The following is a 15519-nucleotide window of genomic DNA, read 5'->3' on the forward strand; positions in this document are numbered from 1 at the left end:
GGAAAGACATTGTGAAAGATTTATACCCTATTCAAATGTTACTGACTGCCCACACGTCTAACACATTGGATCAACCGTTTTAAAGGTGCGGGACTAAATACTTAGCTCTTCTTTAACTAACGGAGCAGAATAACAAGAATAAGAAACGTGATAAAACTAGAACATCTTTGACGATATTTGATGACTCGCCTATTCTATTTAAGAAGGCTTTGGATGATGTAGTATTAAAAATAAGGAGTACAAAACAGTGAATGAATTTTACAAGGCATTAACATATGTAAATAAATTGTTTTATGAACCAAATCACTTCACTATAAATGCGATTCGTGAAGAAGCTCAAAATTCAGATTACGGAGCGGGTATATTTCAGATACATTCAAAATCGGTAAGATTTAGAGTCGCAAAAATAACACCTAACAAGATTGGGCAGTTCGTTGCTTTTTGGGAAAAAGATGGGGATAATAAAAACCAGGCCTTTCCATATGAAAAAGCTACTGATTTATTGGTTATCAATACGTTTACCGATAATAAGTTTGGACAATTCGTTTTTCCAAAAGAAGTTCTTGTAAAACAAAATATCTTAAAAACAGCCACTACAAATGGAAAAATGGGAATTAGAGTTTACCCTAGATGGGAAACCCCCACTAGCAAACAAGCTAGCGAAACACAAAAATGGCAGTTAGCGTATTTTGTCGAGGTGAACAATACAAACCGTTTTTCAGTGCAAGAATTATTAAAGCTATATTCTAACTAAAATCGGATAACCGAGTAGGCTGGTAACCTCAAAATGCAACAGATTTTTCAATTCCGCTTATGATAAAAAACCCGCCAATTCAGGCGGGTTTTGGGATTATTTTTTATATTGAATATGATAAATATCACGGCGTCTGTCTTTTAGCTGGCGTACTGTACCGTTTTGGCGCTGTCTTCTGAGAATTTCCAGATCAACATCACCGATGACGACCATCTCGATATTTGGATTTGTTTCGCCGACAATGCCGTCTCTGGCGAATTCAAAATCAGATGGTGCGAAAATGCCTGACTGAGCGTATTGGATATCCATATTTTCCGTTTGCGGAAGGTTTCCAACCGTCCCGGAGATGACCGTATAAATTTGATTTTCAACCGCTCTTGCCTGCGAACAGTATCTGACACGCAAGTAGCCTTGGCGGTCTTCTGTACAAAACGGCGTAAAAATGATTTTTGCGCCTTTATCCGCCGCAATCCGGGCGAGCTCAGGAAATTCGATGTCATAACAGATTTGAATCGCGATTTTTCCGCAATCCGTATCAAACACGCGCACCTGGTCTCCGGCGCTGATTCCCCACCATTTGCGCTCATTCGGCGTAATATGGAGTTTGTATTGCTTCTCGATCGTTCCGTCCCGTCTGAACAAGTAAGCGATATTGTAAATCTTGTCTTCCTCTTCGACAAAATGAGATCCGCCGATTATGTTGACGTTGTACTTTACGGCCAAATCAGTAAACAGGCTGATGTAATCTTCTGTATACTCGGTAATTCTCTGAACCGCCAAGCTCGGTGACCGTTCCTCGAGGAAAGACATCAGCTGGGTTGTGAAAATCTCCGGGAACACCGCGAAATCTGAGCGCGCGTCGGAAGCGACATCGACATAGTATTCTACTTGATTGGCAAATTCCTCAAAGGAATAAATTTTCTTCATTTCGTATTGGATGACACAAATTCTCACAGGGAAAGCCGATTTATAATAGCGTTTTGTCTGCTGAGGAAGATAATCGACATTATTCCATTCCATCAGCGTCGCATACTTGATCGAAGCTGTATCGTCCGGAAGATAATTCGGGTTAATCCGCATAAGGGTAAAACCATTCATCAGCTGAAAAGAAAGAACCGGATCGTAAATTTGGTGGCGTGTCACCTGCTCAACATACTCTCTCGCCGTCATTTCATCCGCATATTTGTGAAAGTTCGGAATCCGTCCGCCTATGATGATGCTTTTCAGATTTAAACGTCTGGCCAAGTCCTTTCTCGCCTCATACAAACGGTGGCCGATCTTCATTCGTCTGTATTCCGGATCAACCATGACCTCAATGCCGTACATATTCAAGCCATCAGGATTATGATTTGTGATATAACCGTCATCTGTAATGTCCTGCCACGTATGGCGGTCATCATATTCATCAAAATTAATCAGGAGGCTTGAGCACGAACCGATTATTTCACCTTCGAATTCTGCACAAAACTGCCCTTCGGGAAAATGCTCCAAGTGGCTGATTAAATGCTCCCGCTTCCAAGGGTCCATCCCCGGAAAACAGTCCTTTTGAAGATCAATAATCTTGTCGATATCTTTCTCTTCGATATTGCGAATGGCCATTTTCTTTTCAAAACGGCTCAAATCTAATTTCTCAGACAATTTACTCGCTCCTTTTTAGTGTTGTGCGTTCAGTGAATCAAGCAATAGGGCGAGCTCCATCTCCGCCATTGATTCAAGCCTGTGATCATAGTCTTCAAACATCAAGGTGCCGGTCACTTTATTCGGGACGATGACACACTTCATCCCCGCCCTTTTCGCAGCAATCGAACCATTGACAGAATCCTCGAACGCTAGACATTCAGATGGCGATACCCCAAGGTTCTTTGCCGCCAATACATACAGCTCGGGATTCGGCTTCACCTCTTCCACATCATCCGCCGTTTGAATGACCTCAAAATCATCAAACAGGCCGATTTGCTTCAAATGGCCGGATACCCATTTATAGTCAGAGCTGGAGGCAAGGCCTACTTTTAAGCCTAAATCCTTTGCCGCATTCAAATACGCTTCGACACCCGGTCTCGCTTTTTCTGTTTCCATGCGTTTCGTAAACCGCTCTCTTCTCAGTTTTGTCAGCTCTTCATGGTTCAGCTTTTGGCCGATCTGCTCTTCTAAATATTCAAAAGGCTGAAATCCCGCGGCTGTTCCGATGACCTTTCCCCAGACGGATAGCGGAAGGACCGAGCCATGTTCCTCAAATATTTCCTGAAGGACTTCATATTCATGTGTTTCTGTATCGAGAATAAGCCCGTCAAAATCAAAAATTAACGCTTTAATCACTGCGTACAACTCCTTTAGTCCGAATTGAGACATATGTATACACTATACCCCGAAACGTGTCTGCTTTCAAAAAGTAAGGGTTAATGTGAGAAAGAGCCTGCACACCGCAAGCTCTTTCTTATTAATGAATGTTTTGATGAGAAATGTTTGTCAGCGCTGCTCCCGCAGACTCGTTCGACATCTGATTGACTGCCAGGTCTCCAAGCGCAACGATCCCGACTAGATTGTTTTGATCTACAATAGGAAGGCGGCGGATTTGGTGCTGGGCCATCAGCTGCGACGCGTCTTCCAGGCTCATATTGGGATTACCTGATATGAGGTCTGTTGACATCACTTCTGAAACGGGTGTCTGGCCATCTCGGCCGTGAGCTGTAGTTCTTAATGCAATGTCGCGGTCAGTCAGCATTCCTTTTAAAACACCTTGATCCACAACAGGAATCGCCCCGACGTTATACTGGTTCATGAGAGAAGCCGCTTCCTGAATCGTTTGATTCGGAGAAACGGTTGCCACCTGCGTTGTCATTGTATTTTTAACTGAACTCATTGTCAGCACCCCTTTCACCCATTAGTATGTTCAGACACGCGCTGATTAAAAAGGGAGTTAGAGGAAAGGTTTTATGATATGATTTCTTTGATGCAAAAAAGAGCTTTTCTGAAAACGGAAAAGCTCCTGCCGCCGGATTATATCAGCCTTCTGTGACCGGAAAAGTCTTTATTTGTCTTCGTTTGAAAGTCAGAAAAAGCAAACGGAAAATATATCCCAAAATCATTCAGCATCTTGCTGTTTTTCTCAAAAATCGCCTGATTACTTATATCAGCATGCGGTGAAGGCTTTGTCAGAATAATATGTATCATTTGCAGACAAGCCATAATTTGAAATGCTTCTTTTAATGTTCCTTGGTAATCATGGTTATTTAAAGACAGAACGCCTTTCTTTTTAAAGCGCTGAATGTCCAGTTCGGAGAAATAAAGAGGAAATACATCATGGAAAAGCTCCATTGACAGCTCCTTGATAAAGCTCTCCTGTTCTTCAGTTGCTGCGTTCACAATTCTCACGTCAATCACCTTTCTTGCCATCGAATATCCTAACTCTTAATCAAGAATAGCACAGAAAAAAACCCGAATGCTAAGGTAAGTGTTTCCTATGAGAAACGCGGCCTTCCGCTTCGAAAAGGAGCCATTTGACATGAAACAAAAAGGCAGAGGGCTTGAGCTCCTCATCAATGAAAAACAGGATGGCCAATGGCTGTTTTCTGTACTGAAAACAGCGCTCAAAGCCTCTAAACCCGTGCTTCAAGACTGGGTGTCCCATCATCGGATAAAGGTCAATCACGAATCCGTCTTACACAATATAACCGTAAAAAAGGGAGACCGCCTGTTCATTGATCTTCAGGAAAATGAAGAATCTTCCGTTATTCCAGAATATGGAGAACTTGATATTTTATTTGAGGACAATCACATGCTCATCGTGAATAAACCTGCGGGCATAGCGACACATCCGAATGAGGATGGCCAAACCGGCACTTTGGCTAACTTGATCGCATACCATTATCAGGTGAATGGCGAAACATGCAAGGTGCGGCATGTCCACCGCCTTGACCAGGATACATCTGGTGCCATCGTTTTTGCCAAACATCGTTTGGCACACGCCATTTTGGATCAGCAGTTAGAGAAAAAGACGCTGAAACGCACGTATACCGCCATCGCTGAAGGAAAGCTAAAGACAAAAAAAGGGACAATTGATTCACCGATCGGCAGAGACAGATCACACCCGACAAGACGCCGGGTTTCACCAGGCGGGCAAGCAGCCGTCACTCATTTCAAGGTGATTGCCGCCAATGCGAAGGAGCGGCTGTCACTCGTTGAGTTAGAGCTGGAAACAGGCAGGACACACCAAATTCGTGCTCATATGGCGAGCATCGGCCATCCACTGGCAGGAGATGCGCTTTACGGAGGCGGAAGCACGCTGCTAAACAGACAGGCGCTGCATGCCAGAAAGGTACAAGCGGTTCACCCAATAACCGACGAGCTGATTGTTGTCGAGGCGCCTTGCCCAGCTGATATAGAAAACCTTTTCCACTCTTATTTTTCCTGAAGAAAAGCCGCAGGCATCGCCCGCGGCTTTTAAGTAACCCGTTTTCCATATATGATATAGCGTTTCGGGGCATTGCCGATATATGAAAACGGATAGCAGGTCGTCAGAATGAGTTCCTCTTTTTCATGCTGGAGCGTAATAATGGATGTGTCATCTTTATCGACTATTTTTGTTTTTACTATTTCATACGTGAAATCGCCATATGACAGGAAAATACGAAGCCTGTCCCCCTTTTCCAGCTCTCCCGTCCGGCGAAACACGGTATCACGATGTCCCGACAGTACAATTTGCCCGTTTTCATCAGGATAATAGCTGTCCTTGTAATGCCCGACACCTTTTTCTAAATCATCTGCATCTGTGCCCTCCACGATCGGAAGCTCTGCGTTGATTTTCGGTATTTCTAAGATGCCGCTCGCTTGTCCGGTCTCAGGCTTAAATGAAACTTTGTTCTCTGCTTGAACAGCGCTTTTCTTCTCGCGCGAAGCTACCCGCGGCTTTTCAGACGCCAGTTTCGCTTCTTTTAATGTCTGTTCGGTCTTCATATTGGTATCGATCAATTTAAGGCCTCCATAGCCTGCGATCACTAGGCCGGCCGCAATGATGACGAGTGGAATAACCTTTTTCACGTTCTGGAAGCGCTCCTTTTTCTTCTGACATATAGATAAGTTCCGGACAGTGCCGCCGCCGCACCGATCACGATAAAGTTATAGTAGCCCGCTGATGTATCCGGAAGCTGATGATCAGACCCGCTTTCGGCAATCCCGTTTGGCACTGGCAATGTGCTGATACCGCCCACAGTATCAGCGGTTTTTTTCGGTATTTCGTCGATTCTCAAACTGGCTGAAGGCGGAAGCTGATGAACCGGTACAGTACCCGGAGTCTCTTTTATATCAGAATGATCCTCACCAGGCTCTGGGACGTCTTTAACCGGCTGATCCGTCCCCGGTCCATTTCCCGGGTCTTCTGTTACAGGGTCTTCAATGTCACTGGCTTCAGCCAGCTTAATTCTTCCCTCTTTTGTATACGCAATCGGTTTATCAAAGCTCTTCACGTACTCAACTGTCGCGTCCAAATCCTCGGGCCCTGTCACCGGATTTTTCCCAAGCGATCCGATTGGCTGATATTTGGTCCCTGTCGCCGTCGCCATAAAATTATTAACGGTCAGTGTGTATGTCGCATCAGGCTGAATCTCGGCGCCATCTGCCATTTTCATCTCGACAGCTTTTCCGGTTTCTTTATCCCACGTATACGTAAAACCGCTGATGCTGTAGTCAGGCCCAAAAACCGGCGAGATTTGCGCATTGATAATTTTTCTTAAATCTTTTCCCTTAATCTCAAGCTTCGTTAACACATTACCGAAAGGCTGGATATTGTAAAGATCTCCCCACGTAATGGGGCCCTTCTTCAGCGCTTCCCGTATTCCGCCGCCATTCATAAGGGCAAAATCTGTTTTCATGGCCGCTCTCATGCCATCCGCAATCAGATTTCCAAGTGGCGTGTCCCCGTCATTCGAATAACCGCCTTCCATGTCAATAGCCGCTTCACCGACAACCTCACTGATAATCGGTTCGGCTAGTGTTTGATATTGATTTAAAATAGCTGAGGCGCTTGGATCCGGTTCTATTTTACTCTGATCGACATATTCGATTTCCGCCGACTTTTTCACAATGTCTTTTGTCGTTTTATCGATCTCTACATCAACAACACCTATCGCTTTTCCATATTCAAAAGCCTGAACGATCAGTTTTCCGTTCACTTCGCCGTTAACAATCTTGTGATTATGCGCTGCAAAAATCACATCTATTTCAGAATCTGTTTTGTTTGCTAAATCTGCTGATTCACCTGTAATTGCAGTGCCATTTTGTTCAGCTGACATATGTGCGAGAACCGCGATGGCCTTCACGCCTTTTTTCTTCAGCTCTTCGGCCGCCTCATTCACCGCTGTCACTTCATCGGTAAATTCGATGTTTTTTATTCCCTCAGGCATGACCATACCCGCTGCCGACTGTGTGACAACCCCGATAAAAGCAACCGGTATGCCCTCCACATTTATGATGTCATATGCCGGCAAAAAGGGCTCTCCAGTCGATTTCATCTTACAATTTGCGCACACAAGGGGAAAGTTCTGTCCATCATATCCGCTTGTGCCTTTCGGGTGATCTCCGCCGTTTAAAATCCTCAGCAGTTCATCCGCACCTTCATCGAACTCATGATTGCCGACCGTTCCGACATCAAATCCGATATCCTCCATCAATTCTACAGTTGGCTCATCTTGTAGAAGAGATGAAACTGGAGAGCTGCCTCCGATCATATCTCCAGCGTGAACAATCAGCGTGTTTTTCTTTTCAGCCTTTTTTTCTTTCAAATATGCGGCGGCATAGTCCATGCGCCCAAAGACGCCGTCTGCAGTTCCGTTTCCATCAAGATCTAGCTCATACTGCTGATCAATCTTGCCATGCAAATCGTTCATACTGAGAATGCTAAGCGGCACATGTTGTTCCGGTGCCGTTTGCCTTTTTTTATATCCTGCGTTTTCCGCTTCACTTGCAGAGGCGAAGAAAATTCTATTTTCCACAGCTACCTGTTTCCATTCAGCTGGCTCCACATACGTTTTATTTGACGAATCTCCCACATATCTTGTCAGGCCTTTCCCTTGCTCTCTGGCTCTAAATTCAAAAGGCATTTCCATGAGGGGATCGTTTTCATTCCATATTCCTTTTTGTGCTTTTTTCGCAGCGGCTGCGGCAGCCTGAAACTGCTGATAATCCTCTTCATTGTCTACCGGCCAAATAAAATACGTCGGAGCATAGCCATTTTTCACAAGCTCTAGGTTCACATTGGAACCCGATTCCGTTATGACCTGCCCAAGAAGTCTGCCATAGCTGTCCTTCGCTTCACTCCCGACCTTGACAGTAATCCTCTCTCCTGAAGACAAAATTGTTTTTAGATAGTCAGATGCTTTTTTGCCAAAGCTTAATTGATTTTCGTCCGCTTCATTTTTTGGTGTGTGATACGTTTCAGGTGTATCTACATTCACAAACCGGACTTTTGTCGTTCCAAGTATGGGAGATTTGAGATGAATGGTATCACCGTCAACAACCCGATCCACAATACCTTCATATTCACCCTCCGCCGCAGACGGAGGAGCTGGCTGTTCTTTGAGCAATTTCAGGTCAGACGATTTTCGCGGAAGCAGCTGAAGGGATTGGTACCTGCTTAACACCCCGGTAAATTCATACCATTTGCCCTCATCAAGTTCGCCTATGGCCCCTGTTTCATTCATCACCCGAAGTGTCATAGCATGGTGATCCCCATCAATCATCGTTACATTGTAACCACCGCCGGCAGGAGAATGTGGAATTGAGGAAACAAACGCTTTTAGTGTCACAAGCCGGCCTTCCAACTGGTCACCCAGACTGCTGTTAACCAGTTCATTGATTGTTGAATGTATAGGAGCGGGGAGAGATTGGTTTGACTGGTTGATTTTGATGCCTGATGAGTTTGGAACGATTTCTGTCAGCCCTTGGTATGTCGTGATTTTTCCTTTTACCGTGATATCCATGCCTTCTTTTAACTCGGGAAACAGTTCAGGGGAAGACGAATAAATGTTAATGCCTCCAGTTTCATCCTGCATAAAGGTCGACAGCTTCCCGCCTCCGACCGCGCTTTGATCAGCAGTGACGATCCCTTTTATTGTTACTTCTTTATTCAGCCGTCCCCGCGCTTCATTTATCGTCACCAGCTGTTCAGCCGGCGGTGTTTTCATGTCATCAGTTAAGTTCATCGACTGAACGTTCTTAAGTCCTGTCGTGTTAAAGTATTCTTCAAGCTGTCCTTGAACAGTTATCTTTTTTCCAAGAAGAAGCGGATTAGTTTGCAGCCCAAATCGGCTCCTAAAGTCGGAGGGGATTTGCACAGGAAGGATGTGTTCCGGCGATGCCTCGTTTTTACTGTCCGCCAGCGCAACATGATAATCATTTGAAAAAGGGCTTGTCAGTTTATACCGCTGCGGAGAAACAGCCTGGCCGACAGCATATCCTTCAACAAACGCCTGTCCTTCTTTTTGCTGTATCGCCATATCAACCGATATCGGATGTTGCGGATCAGCCGCCTTTACAGCTTCGCACGTGTACATCACATTTAAGAACATCAATGCCGCGACTAACACTATATGCAGAATACGCCTCATCATTTTTCCTCCCTTAATAAACACATTACAGCTTATCATTTCGACAGGCACCATATAATTCCTTTCAGGCTTCTGCATAAAACGCGGCAGACTGATACAAAATACAGCTGATCTGAAAAAAAAGGAGGAATTCGGTTTGGATCAGTTAAATCAGCAGCAGCAATCCCAAATGAACAAAGGCATCCCTGGCAAACCGCATAAAAACCACGGCGGACATGAAATGTTTGATATGCATGAGGTGCTTTCAGGAACACTTAATGTCCTTGACCAGTTTACGATGCTGAAACAATTTTGTAAGGATCAGGAATTAGTAAACATCCTTGATCGACAACATCAATTCATTGCGTCTCAATATAACTTAACTGCTGAATGCTTTAAAACAGGAAACGAGCCTTCACAAAAAACAGCAACTTATATGATGAAGGAAGACAATCAGACTGTTTACGGCATGCAGCCGTCACAGCCTAAAAAACCTGTTCAATCCATGAATGATATTGATGACAGCATTATCAGCCGACAAATGCTTTGCACTGTTAAAGCACAAGCTTCTATGCTGACGATGGCTTCTCTGGAAATGACAAATCCAGCCGTAAGACGCGTATTGTCGGCGCAGATTCAACAGTATGTTGAAATGGCTTTCGAAATTTTCCTATACCAAAACAAACACGGCTATTACCAAGTTCCTCAGCTAGATGCGCAGGACATGGAACAAATGAAAAATTCATTTGCTCCGGCACAAGGACAAATGCCTCCAACTCAAGGCGGTATGGGCCAACAAGGACTTCATTAATAACAAAGGCATTGGATATAATTTATCCAATGCCTCACTTTTTTCATCAAATGTTTTCTTAAAAGCTTTTTCAAATTGATCAAGACTTTCCTTTGTTGCCGATTTAAATCCTTCTGTAAAGTCTCCTTTCTTTGCCGTTTCCTTTATCATTTTTGAGATAATGTCTTCCCCGTATTTGTCCGTCAGCTCATTGATCATATAAAAGCTTTGCAAATAGACATCAGTGTCATATTCGACTCGTGCTTCCTGCCAGTCTTGATCTGTCTGCAAACGGTCAAAGGGCACGACAGAAAACGTGACCGGATCTATGAGCAATTCATAGTTCGCGATCCACTCGCTTAACCCTTCATGAAACCATAATGGAAACTCAGCAGGATCTGCCTCAAGCTCCTTCAATTTCTGGTGAAACGCATGGTGCGTATATTCATGAATCAACAATCTCTGATACAAATAAACCGCTACCTCGTCACCTTCTAAAAGCTTCTTTTTTTCTTCAGGCAACAAACCGATCAGCTGCTCCCGTTCAGAATAAAAACCAACGACATCCAATAAACCTGAGTAATCCTCCATCTGCTTTTCATTAGGAAAAAAAATAATATCAACAGGCTTTTGATTCGAATATCCAATCATTATCTGATTAATACTGACCGCATATTCAAGCGTTTCTTTCGTTAATGGCAGTATGGACTTTTCCTTGGAAGTGTAATAAATATCGGCTTGTTTGAATGACTCTTTCTTCATGTGCTTCGTCACTTGTTCTTTCGTTATACCAGATGCCTGCCCTGGCAAAGACAGGATATACAACGTGCTGGATACGATGGCCGAGCTTACAGCCAACATCACAAGGACTCCGCACAGGAATAGAGCGGATGCCGCACGCTTTTCTATGCCACCCCGCAAACGTCTCCCTCCCTGAGCCGGTCCGTCTTGTACCTTTTATTTTCACTCTATGCAGCAAGAGTTTGCGGTGTGCCATTAACGCCAAAAAAGCCGCACAAATTGTGCGGCTGCTTTCTTCATCCTTATTCGGCTTGCGGGAATATACGCTGTACAGTTTCACTGAATTCATCGAAGAATCCTGCAACCGGATCGCCATTTTGAATCCGATCGCCATATCCCTGCATTCGGTCAGCAAAGTCTGGATTGGCAGAAACATAAACATTATCCATATTTTTATCAGTGTCTTTTACTTTATCGGAAATTTTCTTTTTCAGATCCTGTCCAACATCTTCTTTTCCATTTTTCAATACAACTGCAACATACGCTTGATTTCCTGCAACGATGACATTTGCTTGCTCTACTTCTTTCATATCAGAAATTTTATCAGCAGCATCGTCAGCAACTTCTAATTGTTGATTCTCATTACCATTGTTATTGCCGTTGTCGTTAACATTGTCTGTTACATTATTATCGACATTGTCACGATTGTTATTGACGTCGTTAATATTTCCTCTGCCGTTATCGTTCACTGGATTGCGGTAATTAACGTTTTCTGGATTTGCATTATCACGTCTGCCCTCACCCTGATTGGCCATACCGCAGCCAGTCATAAGCAAAGGGACAAGAAGCATGGACGCAAGGACTTGTTTTTTTCCAAGCATGTGAATTCCTCCTTTATCACTTTACCTATAGGTTTTTCTAAATCGCTTTAAATATGCATGTAAATCTGAAGGAAATGCTTTCCCGGGAAATAAAACGGTTAATTTGTCTAATGAGGGGGAAAATATGAATACACTAAGAAGGAGGGATTATGTTGTTCAATCAGCGAAAAGGAATCAGTCCCGCAGCATTGGTGATAGGCTCAACTATGCTTATTGCTGCTTTATCGCCTCAGATCCGTAAAAGATTCAGCGGGTTTATCACAGGACAAATGAACAGACGGAATTCTGATAATAAGATGTTTGATGCTTCTAATGTAGGAAACATGGTCAAACAAGTATTGGGCGGCGGCGATAAACAGGAACGTTCACAACATCAAAGCCAGCAGCAAAATGGCCGGCAGCATCAGCATGCCGAACAGCAAAAAACACAGCACCAGCACACACAGTCTCAAAAGAGTCAAACCGAGTCAGCTGCGAAAAAAAGACAGTCTCATTATGCTGAACCCGTTCATTTCGACCAAAGCGCAATGAACGTTATGGATGATAACACCATGATGGGAATCCTGGAGGACTTAGAACCCGGCCGTTAAAAAAACGTGTCATCCAAGATGGATTGCACAATGGTTCAAATGGTTAATTTTGCTTTTCAATTTTCTTGTTTTTTATTTTTCTGCCTGTTTTGGAGTACAATTGGTAGCATTAAAAAATCCTTCTTGCGTGAATGAACGTTTGAAGGATTTTTTATTTATGCTGCCACTGAAGCCAAAGCAATCTTTATCGACTCATGTTACTCCCCACATCAAAAGGTGAAGCAAGAACACTAGTTAACAATGTTACTGCCGATATAATCCGTCTGAGTTTCATTAATAATCTGTCCCTTTTTATGTTGTTTCTTGCTTCAACACTCAACATATCATATTCACTTGACGTTGGAAGGCCTGTTTCTGATGAAAAACTGCGCACTTCAATCGCATTCTAAATGTTCATTCATTTTCATTGAATCAAAATATACATATGCCCGCTAAATAATTCATACAAAAAGTCGCTTTCCCTTACGTAAGGAAAGCGACTTTTTAGATTGAATCCCCCCTTATTATCAAGCTTTTTACTTTTTGAAAATGTATTGACTATTCAGTTGAACTGTATTATGTTGTTATTAAGTTGAACTATACAGTTGAACTGAAGAAAGGGTGAGGGTATGAAACATAAATTATTACCGTTGTCTGAAACGATGCATTATATTTTATTAGCTCTGCGTGAACCACTCCATGGCTATGCCGTAATGCAGAAAATAGAAAAGATAAGTAACGGGACTGTTATGTTAGCAGCCGGTACACTATACGGCGCGATTGAAAACTTGAATAAGCATGGTTGGATTGAACCTGTTGGAGAGTCAGGCCGGAGAAAAGTTTATATGATCACTGCGGAAGGAAGCACCATTTTGAAAATGGAACAAAACAGGTTATTGCATATTTTATCCCTGTACGAAGGAAGTGAATCGAATGAAGAAAATGAAGATGTTTATTGATATTGAAAAAGAGGAGCAATGGCTGAACGAGCAATTACAAAAGGGTTATCGTTGTACCAATATTAATGGATTAGGCATATACACTTTCGAAAAAACTGACAAGAGCTATGTGATGCGACTGGATTGTCAAGATTATTTGCCTAAGAAAAAGTTGGTCGAATACAAAGGGATATATGAGGATTTCGGTTGGATGTATATAAATGGCTCCTGGCTTAGTGGAATACGATATTGGCAAAAAGAGGATGATGGTCAAAATGAAATCTTCTCGGATCGCCAATCAAAGTGTCACTATTATAAAAGATTGATAAATTATTCTTCTGGTTTCGGTTTACTGTGTTTGTTTTTTTCTTATATGATTTACAAGGATTCAGGTTTATATTTAACTGAAGGTCTTTGGAGTATGAAAGGTGCATGGTTTTGTAAAGCATTTTTATTTGAAACTCCATTTGCTCTTTTGAGGTCGCTTCCCGCCCTTATGTTTGCTTTCTTTGCCATCAGTTTCTATAAAGCGTATCGAAAGTATTCAATGTTAAAAGAAAAATAATGAGGCCATGTATTTACCACAGTCAGGCGCTTTTCTTTCATTCGTGGCCGAAATTTAGAAATCACAACATATCGCCGAAAGCCTCTTCAAGAATGTCTTGATCATGTTCAAGAGGAAATCCTTCTGAACCCAGTTACATTTGCACAGTGGAATAAAAGCATAAAAAAGAACCCATGAACCCTTTACATTACAGGGTTCATGGGTTCTTTTATTGAAATGAACATCAAAACGAAGCGGGTTACACGCTGTTACGCTTCTTCAGCTTCAATCACTCTGGATTGATCATTGAATACATTTGAATCAATTTCCTTTGTGATCTTACTTGTAATAAGACCTGATGTCATGCTGCCGCTGACATTCAGAGCAGTACGCCCCATGTCGATTAACGGTTCGATTGAGATTAATAAACCGGCGAGCGCGACAGGCATATTTAATGATGATAAAACAAGAAGCGCCGCGAATGTCGCTCCGCCGCCAACTCCGGCAACACCGAAGGAGCTGATGGCAACGACTGCGATAACTGTGATGAGAAACACCGGATCAAACGGATTCTGGCCGATCGTCGGGGCAATCATCATCGCCAGCATCGCAGGATAAATGCCGGCGCATCCATTTTGGCCAATCGAAAGACCGAACGAACCTGCAAAGTTAGCGATTCCTTCCGACACACCCAAGCTTCTCTGTGTTTTAATATTCAGCGGCAAAGCACCCGCGCTGGATCGTGATGTAAATGCAAATATAAGTACAGGGAGCGCTTTTTTCAAATAAACGATCGGGTTCAAGCCGCTGAGCGTCAGCATCAGCAAATGAATGATAAACATTGCGATTAACGCGGCATACGAAGCAATTACAAACATACCTAGTTTTAAAATGCTGTCAATATCACTCGTCGCGATCGTTTTGGTCATAATCGCCAACACTCCATAAGGCGTCAGGCGCAAAATGAGGGTGACGACACGCATGACAATGGCATAAACGGCATCAACCAGCTTTTTAAATGTTTCTGCCTGTTCCGGCTGTTTACGTTTTACGCCGAGGAATGCCATTCCAAGGAAAGCAGCAAAAATAACGACAGCGATCGTTGAAGTCGGTCTAGCTCCTGTAAAATCTAAAAACGGGTTTCCCGGCAGCAGTTCAACAATCTGCTGCGGCAATGTTTTCGCTGCCATATCCTCTGATTTCTGCTCAAGCTCCTGCCCCCGTGAAAGTTCAGTATCTCCTTGGTCTACTTGGATCGCCTGCAAATCAAAAGAGAGCGCGGACGCAATACCGACAGCTGCAGCTACAGCTGTTGTTGCAACTAAAATCCCGATAATTAAACCGCTGATTTTCCCAAGATTTTTTGTCAGCTTCAGCTTTGTAAATGCACCGAGAATTGAAATAAAGACGAGCGGCATAACAACCATTTGAAGCAATTTGACATATCCGCCCCCGGCAATATTAAACCAGTCGGCTGTTTGAATGACTATATTTGAAGTCGGGCCGTAAATCAGCTGAAGCGCAAATCCGAATACAATCCCCAGCCCCAGCGCAGTAAATACACGTTTGGAGAAGGAAACGTGTTTTTTCTGCATAGCAAAAAGCCCTAAGATAAGTAACAATAAAATAAATACGTGTAATACGACTAGTAAAGTCTCCAAAGCAGGTAAACTCTCCCTTCAAATTTTCTTTTTTACTATATTACACTAATTCCGATAGGTCA

The 15519-nt window shown here is 43.2% G+C and carries 15 protein-coding genes; 6 read left to right on the top strand and 9 right to left on the bottom strand.

Going from position 1 to position 15519, the window contains the following annotated elements:
• The first annotated feature begins 247 nt into the window (after positions 1–247).
• Positions 248–754, top strand: a complete 507-nt coding sequence (locus tag ACMX2I_RS16860) for a MepB family protein (RefSeq protein ID WP_414957585.1) — start codon at positions 248–250, stop codon at positions 752–754.
• Positions 755–850: 96 nt separating this feature from the next.
• On the opposite strand, the gene ACMX2I_RS16865 is transcribed toward ACMX2I_RS16860, so the two are convergent.
• From ACMX2I_RS16865 to ACMX2I_RS16880, 4 genes are all read right to left on the bottom strand, one after another.
• On the bottom strand, positions 851–2392 hold the full coding sequence (locus ACMX2I_RS16865; protein WP_414957587.1) for a GNAT family N-acetyltransferase: 1542 nt from the start codon (positions 2390–2392) through the stop codon (positions 851–853).
• 15 nt (positions 2393–2407) lie between these two features.
• Positions 2408–3070, bottom strand: coding sequence for an HAD family hydrolase (locus ACMX2I_RS16870; RefSeq protein ID WP_414957589.1), 663 nt, complete (start codon positions 3068–3070; stop codon positions 2408–2410).
• A gap of 121 nt (positions 3071–3191) precedes the next feature.
• Entirely contained in the window at positions 3192–3614 is a 423-nt protein-coding gene (locus ACMX2I_RS16875; RefSeq protein ID WP_394716930.1) for a CBS domain-containing protein, read from the bottom strand.
• Between the two features lie 137 nt (positions 3615–3751).
• Positions 3752–4147, bottom strand: a complete 396-nt coding sequence (locus ACMX2I_RS16880; protein ID WP_087993732.1) for a YhcU family protein — start codon at positions 4145–4147, stop codon at positions 3752–3754.
• A gap of 109 nt (positions 4148–4256) precedes the next feature.
• On the opposite strand from ACMX2I_RS16880, the gene ACMX2I_RS16885 reads away from it, so the two are divergent.
• Positions 4257–5165 carry an RluA family pseudouridine synthase gene (locus ACMX2I_RS16885; RefSeq protein WP_414957590.1) on the top strand — a complete coding sequence of 303 codons (909 nt, stop codon included), beginning with the start codon at positions 4257–4259 and terminating at the stop codon, positions 5163–5165.
• A 29-nt stretch (positions 5166–5194) separates the two neighbouring features.
• On the opposite strand, the gene srtA is transcribed toward ACMX2I_RS16885, so the two are convergent.
• Together srtA and ACMX2I_RS16895 are read right to left on the bottom strand one after the other, a co-directional pair.
• Positions 5195–5791 (bottom strand): sortase SrtA, encoded by a 597-nt coding sequence (gene srtA / locus ACMX2I_RS16890; protein ID WP_414957592.1) that lies wholly within the window; start codon positions 5789–5791, stop codon positions 5195–5197.
• Entirely contained in the window at positions 5788–9408 is a 3621-nt protein-coding gene (locus ACMX2I_RS16895) for a 5'-nucleotidase C-terminal domain-containing protein (RefSeq protein WP_414957594.1), read from the bottom strand. The genes srtA and ACMX2I_RS16895 overlap by 4 nt, the downstream gene beginning before the upstream one ends.
• An 82-nt stretch (positions 9409–9490) precedes the next feature.
• Between ACMX2I_RS16895 and ACMX2I_RS16900 the strand changes: the two genes are divergently transcribed.
• The gene (locus tag ACMX2I_RS16900; protein ID WP_148964385.1) at positions 9491–10144 is read left to right on the top strand and encodes a spore coat protein; all 654 of its coding nucleotides are present in this window, start codon (positions 9491–9493) and stop codon (positions 10142–10144) included.
• Here ACMX2I_RS16900 and ACMX2I_RS16905 read toward each other — a convergent pair.
• Both ACMX2I_RS16905 and ACMX2I_RS16910 read right to left on the bottom strand, forming a co-directional pair.
• The gene (locus tag ACMX2I_RS16905) at positions 10076–11044 is read right to left on the bottom strand and encodes a hypothetical protein (RefSeq protein ID WP_414957595.1); all 969 of its coding nucleotides are present in this window, start codon (positions 11042–11044) and stop codon (positions 10076–10078) included. The two genes, ACMX2I_RS16900 and ACMX2I_RS16905, sit on opposite strands and share 69 nt — an antisense overlap.
• Before the next feature lie 122 nt (positions 11045–11166).
• Positions 11167–11745 carry a YhcN/YlaJ family sporulation lipoprotein gene (locus ACMX2I_RS16910; protein WP_394716923.1) on the bottom strand — a complete coding sequence of 193 codons (579 nt, stop codon included), beginning with the start codon at positions 11743–11745 and terminating at the stop codon, positions 11167–11169.
• Between the two features lie 149 nt (positions 11746–11894).
• Between ACMX2I_RS16910 and ACMX2I_RS16915 the strand changes: the two genes are divergently transcribed.
• From ACMX2I_RS16915 to ACMX2I_RS16925, 3 genes are all read left to right on the top strand, one after another.
• Entirely contained in the window at positions 11895–12335 is a 441-nt protein-coding gene (locus tag ACMX2I_RS16915) for a hypothetical protein (protein ID WP_394716922.1), read from the top strand.
• A gap of 608 nt (positions 12336–12943) precedes the next feature.
• Entirely contained in the window at positions 12944–13273 is a 330-nt protein-coding gene (locus ACMX2I_RS16920) for a PadR family transcriptional regulator (RefSeq protein WP_289346766.1), read from the top strand.
• Positions 13248–13817, top strand: coding sequence for a DUF2812 domain-containing protein (locus ACMX2I_RS16925; RefSeq protein WP_414957597.1), 570 nt, complete (start codon positions 13248–13250; stop codon positions 13815–13817). The genes ACMX2I_RS16920 and ACMX2I_RS16925 overlap by 26 nt, the downstream gene beginning before the upstream one ends.
• 248 nt (positions 13818–14065) lie before the next feature.
• Here ACMX2I_RS16925 and tcyP read toward each other — a convergent pair whose 3' ends face one another.
• Positions 14066–15457, bottom strand: coding sequence for an L-cystine transporter TcyP (gene tcyP / locus ACMX2I_RS16930; RefSeq protein ID WP_087993724.1), 1392 nt, complete (start codon positions 15455–15457; stop codon positions 14066–14068).
• Positions 15458–15519: the final 62 nt, after the last annotated feature.

Origin of the sequence: Bacillus sp. SW14, from assembly GCF_047608225.1 — a bacterium.
Taxonomy (GTDB): domain Bacteria; phylum Bacillota; class Bacilli; order Bacillales; family Bacillaceae; genus Bacillus; species Bacillus subtilis_G.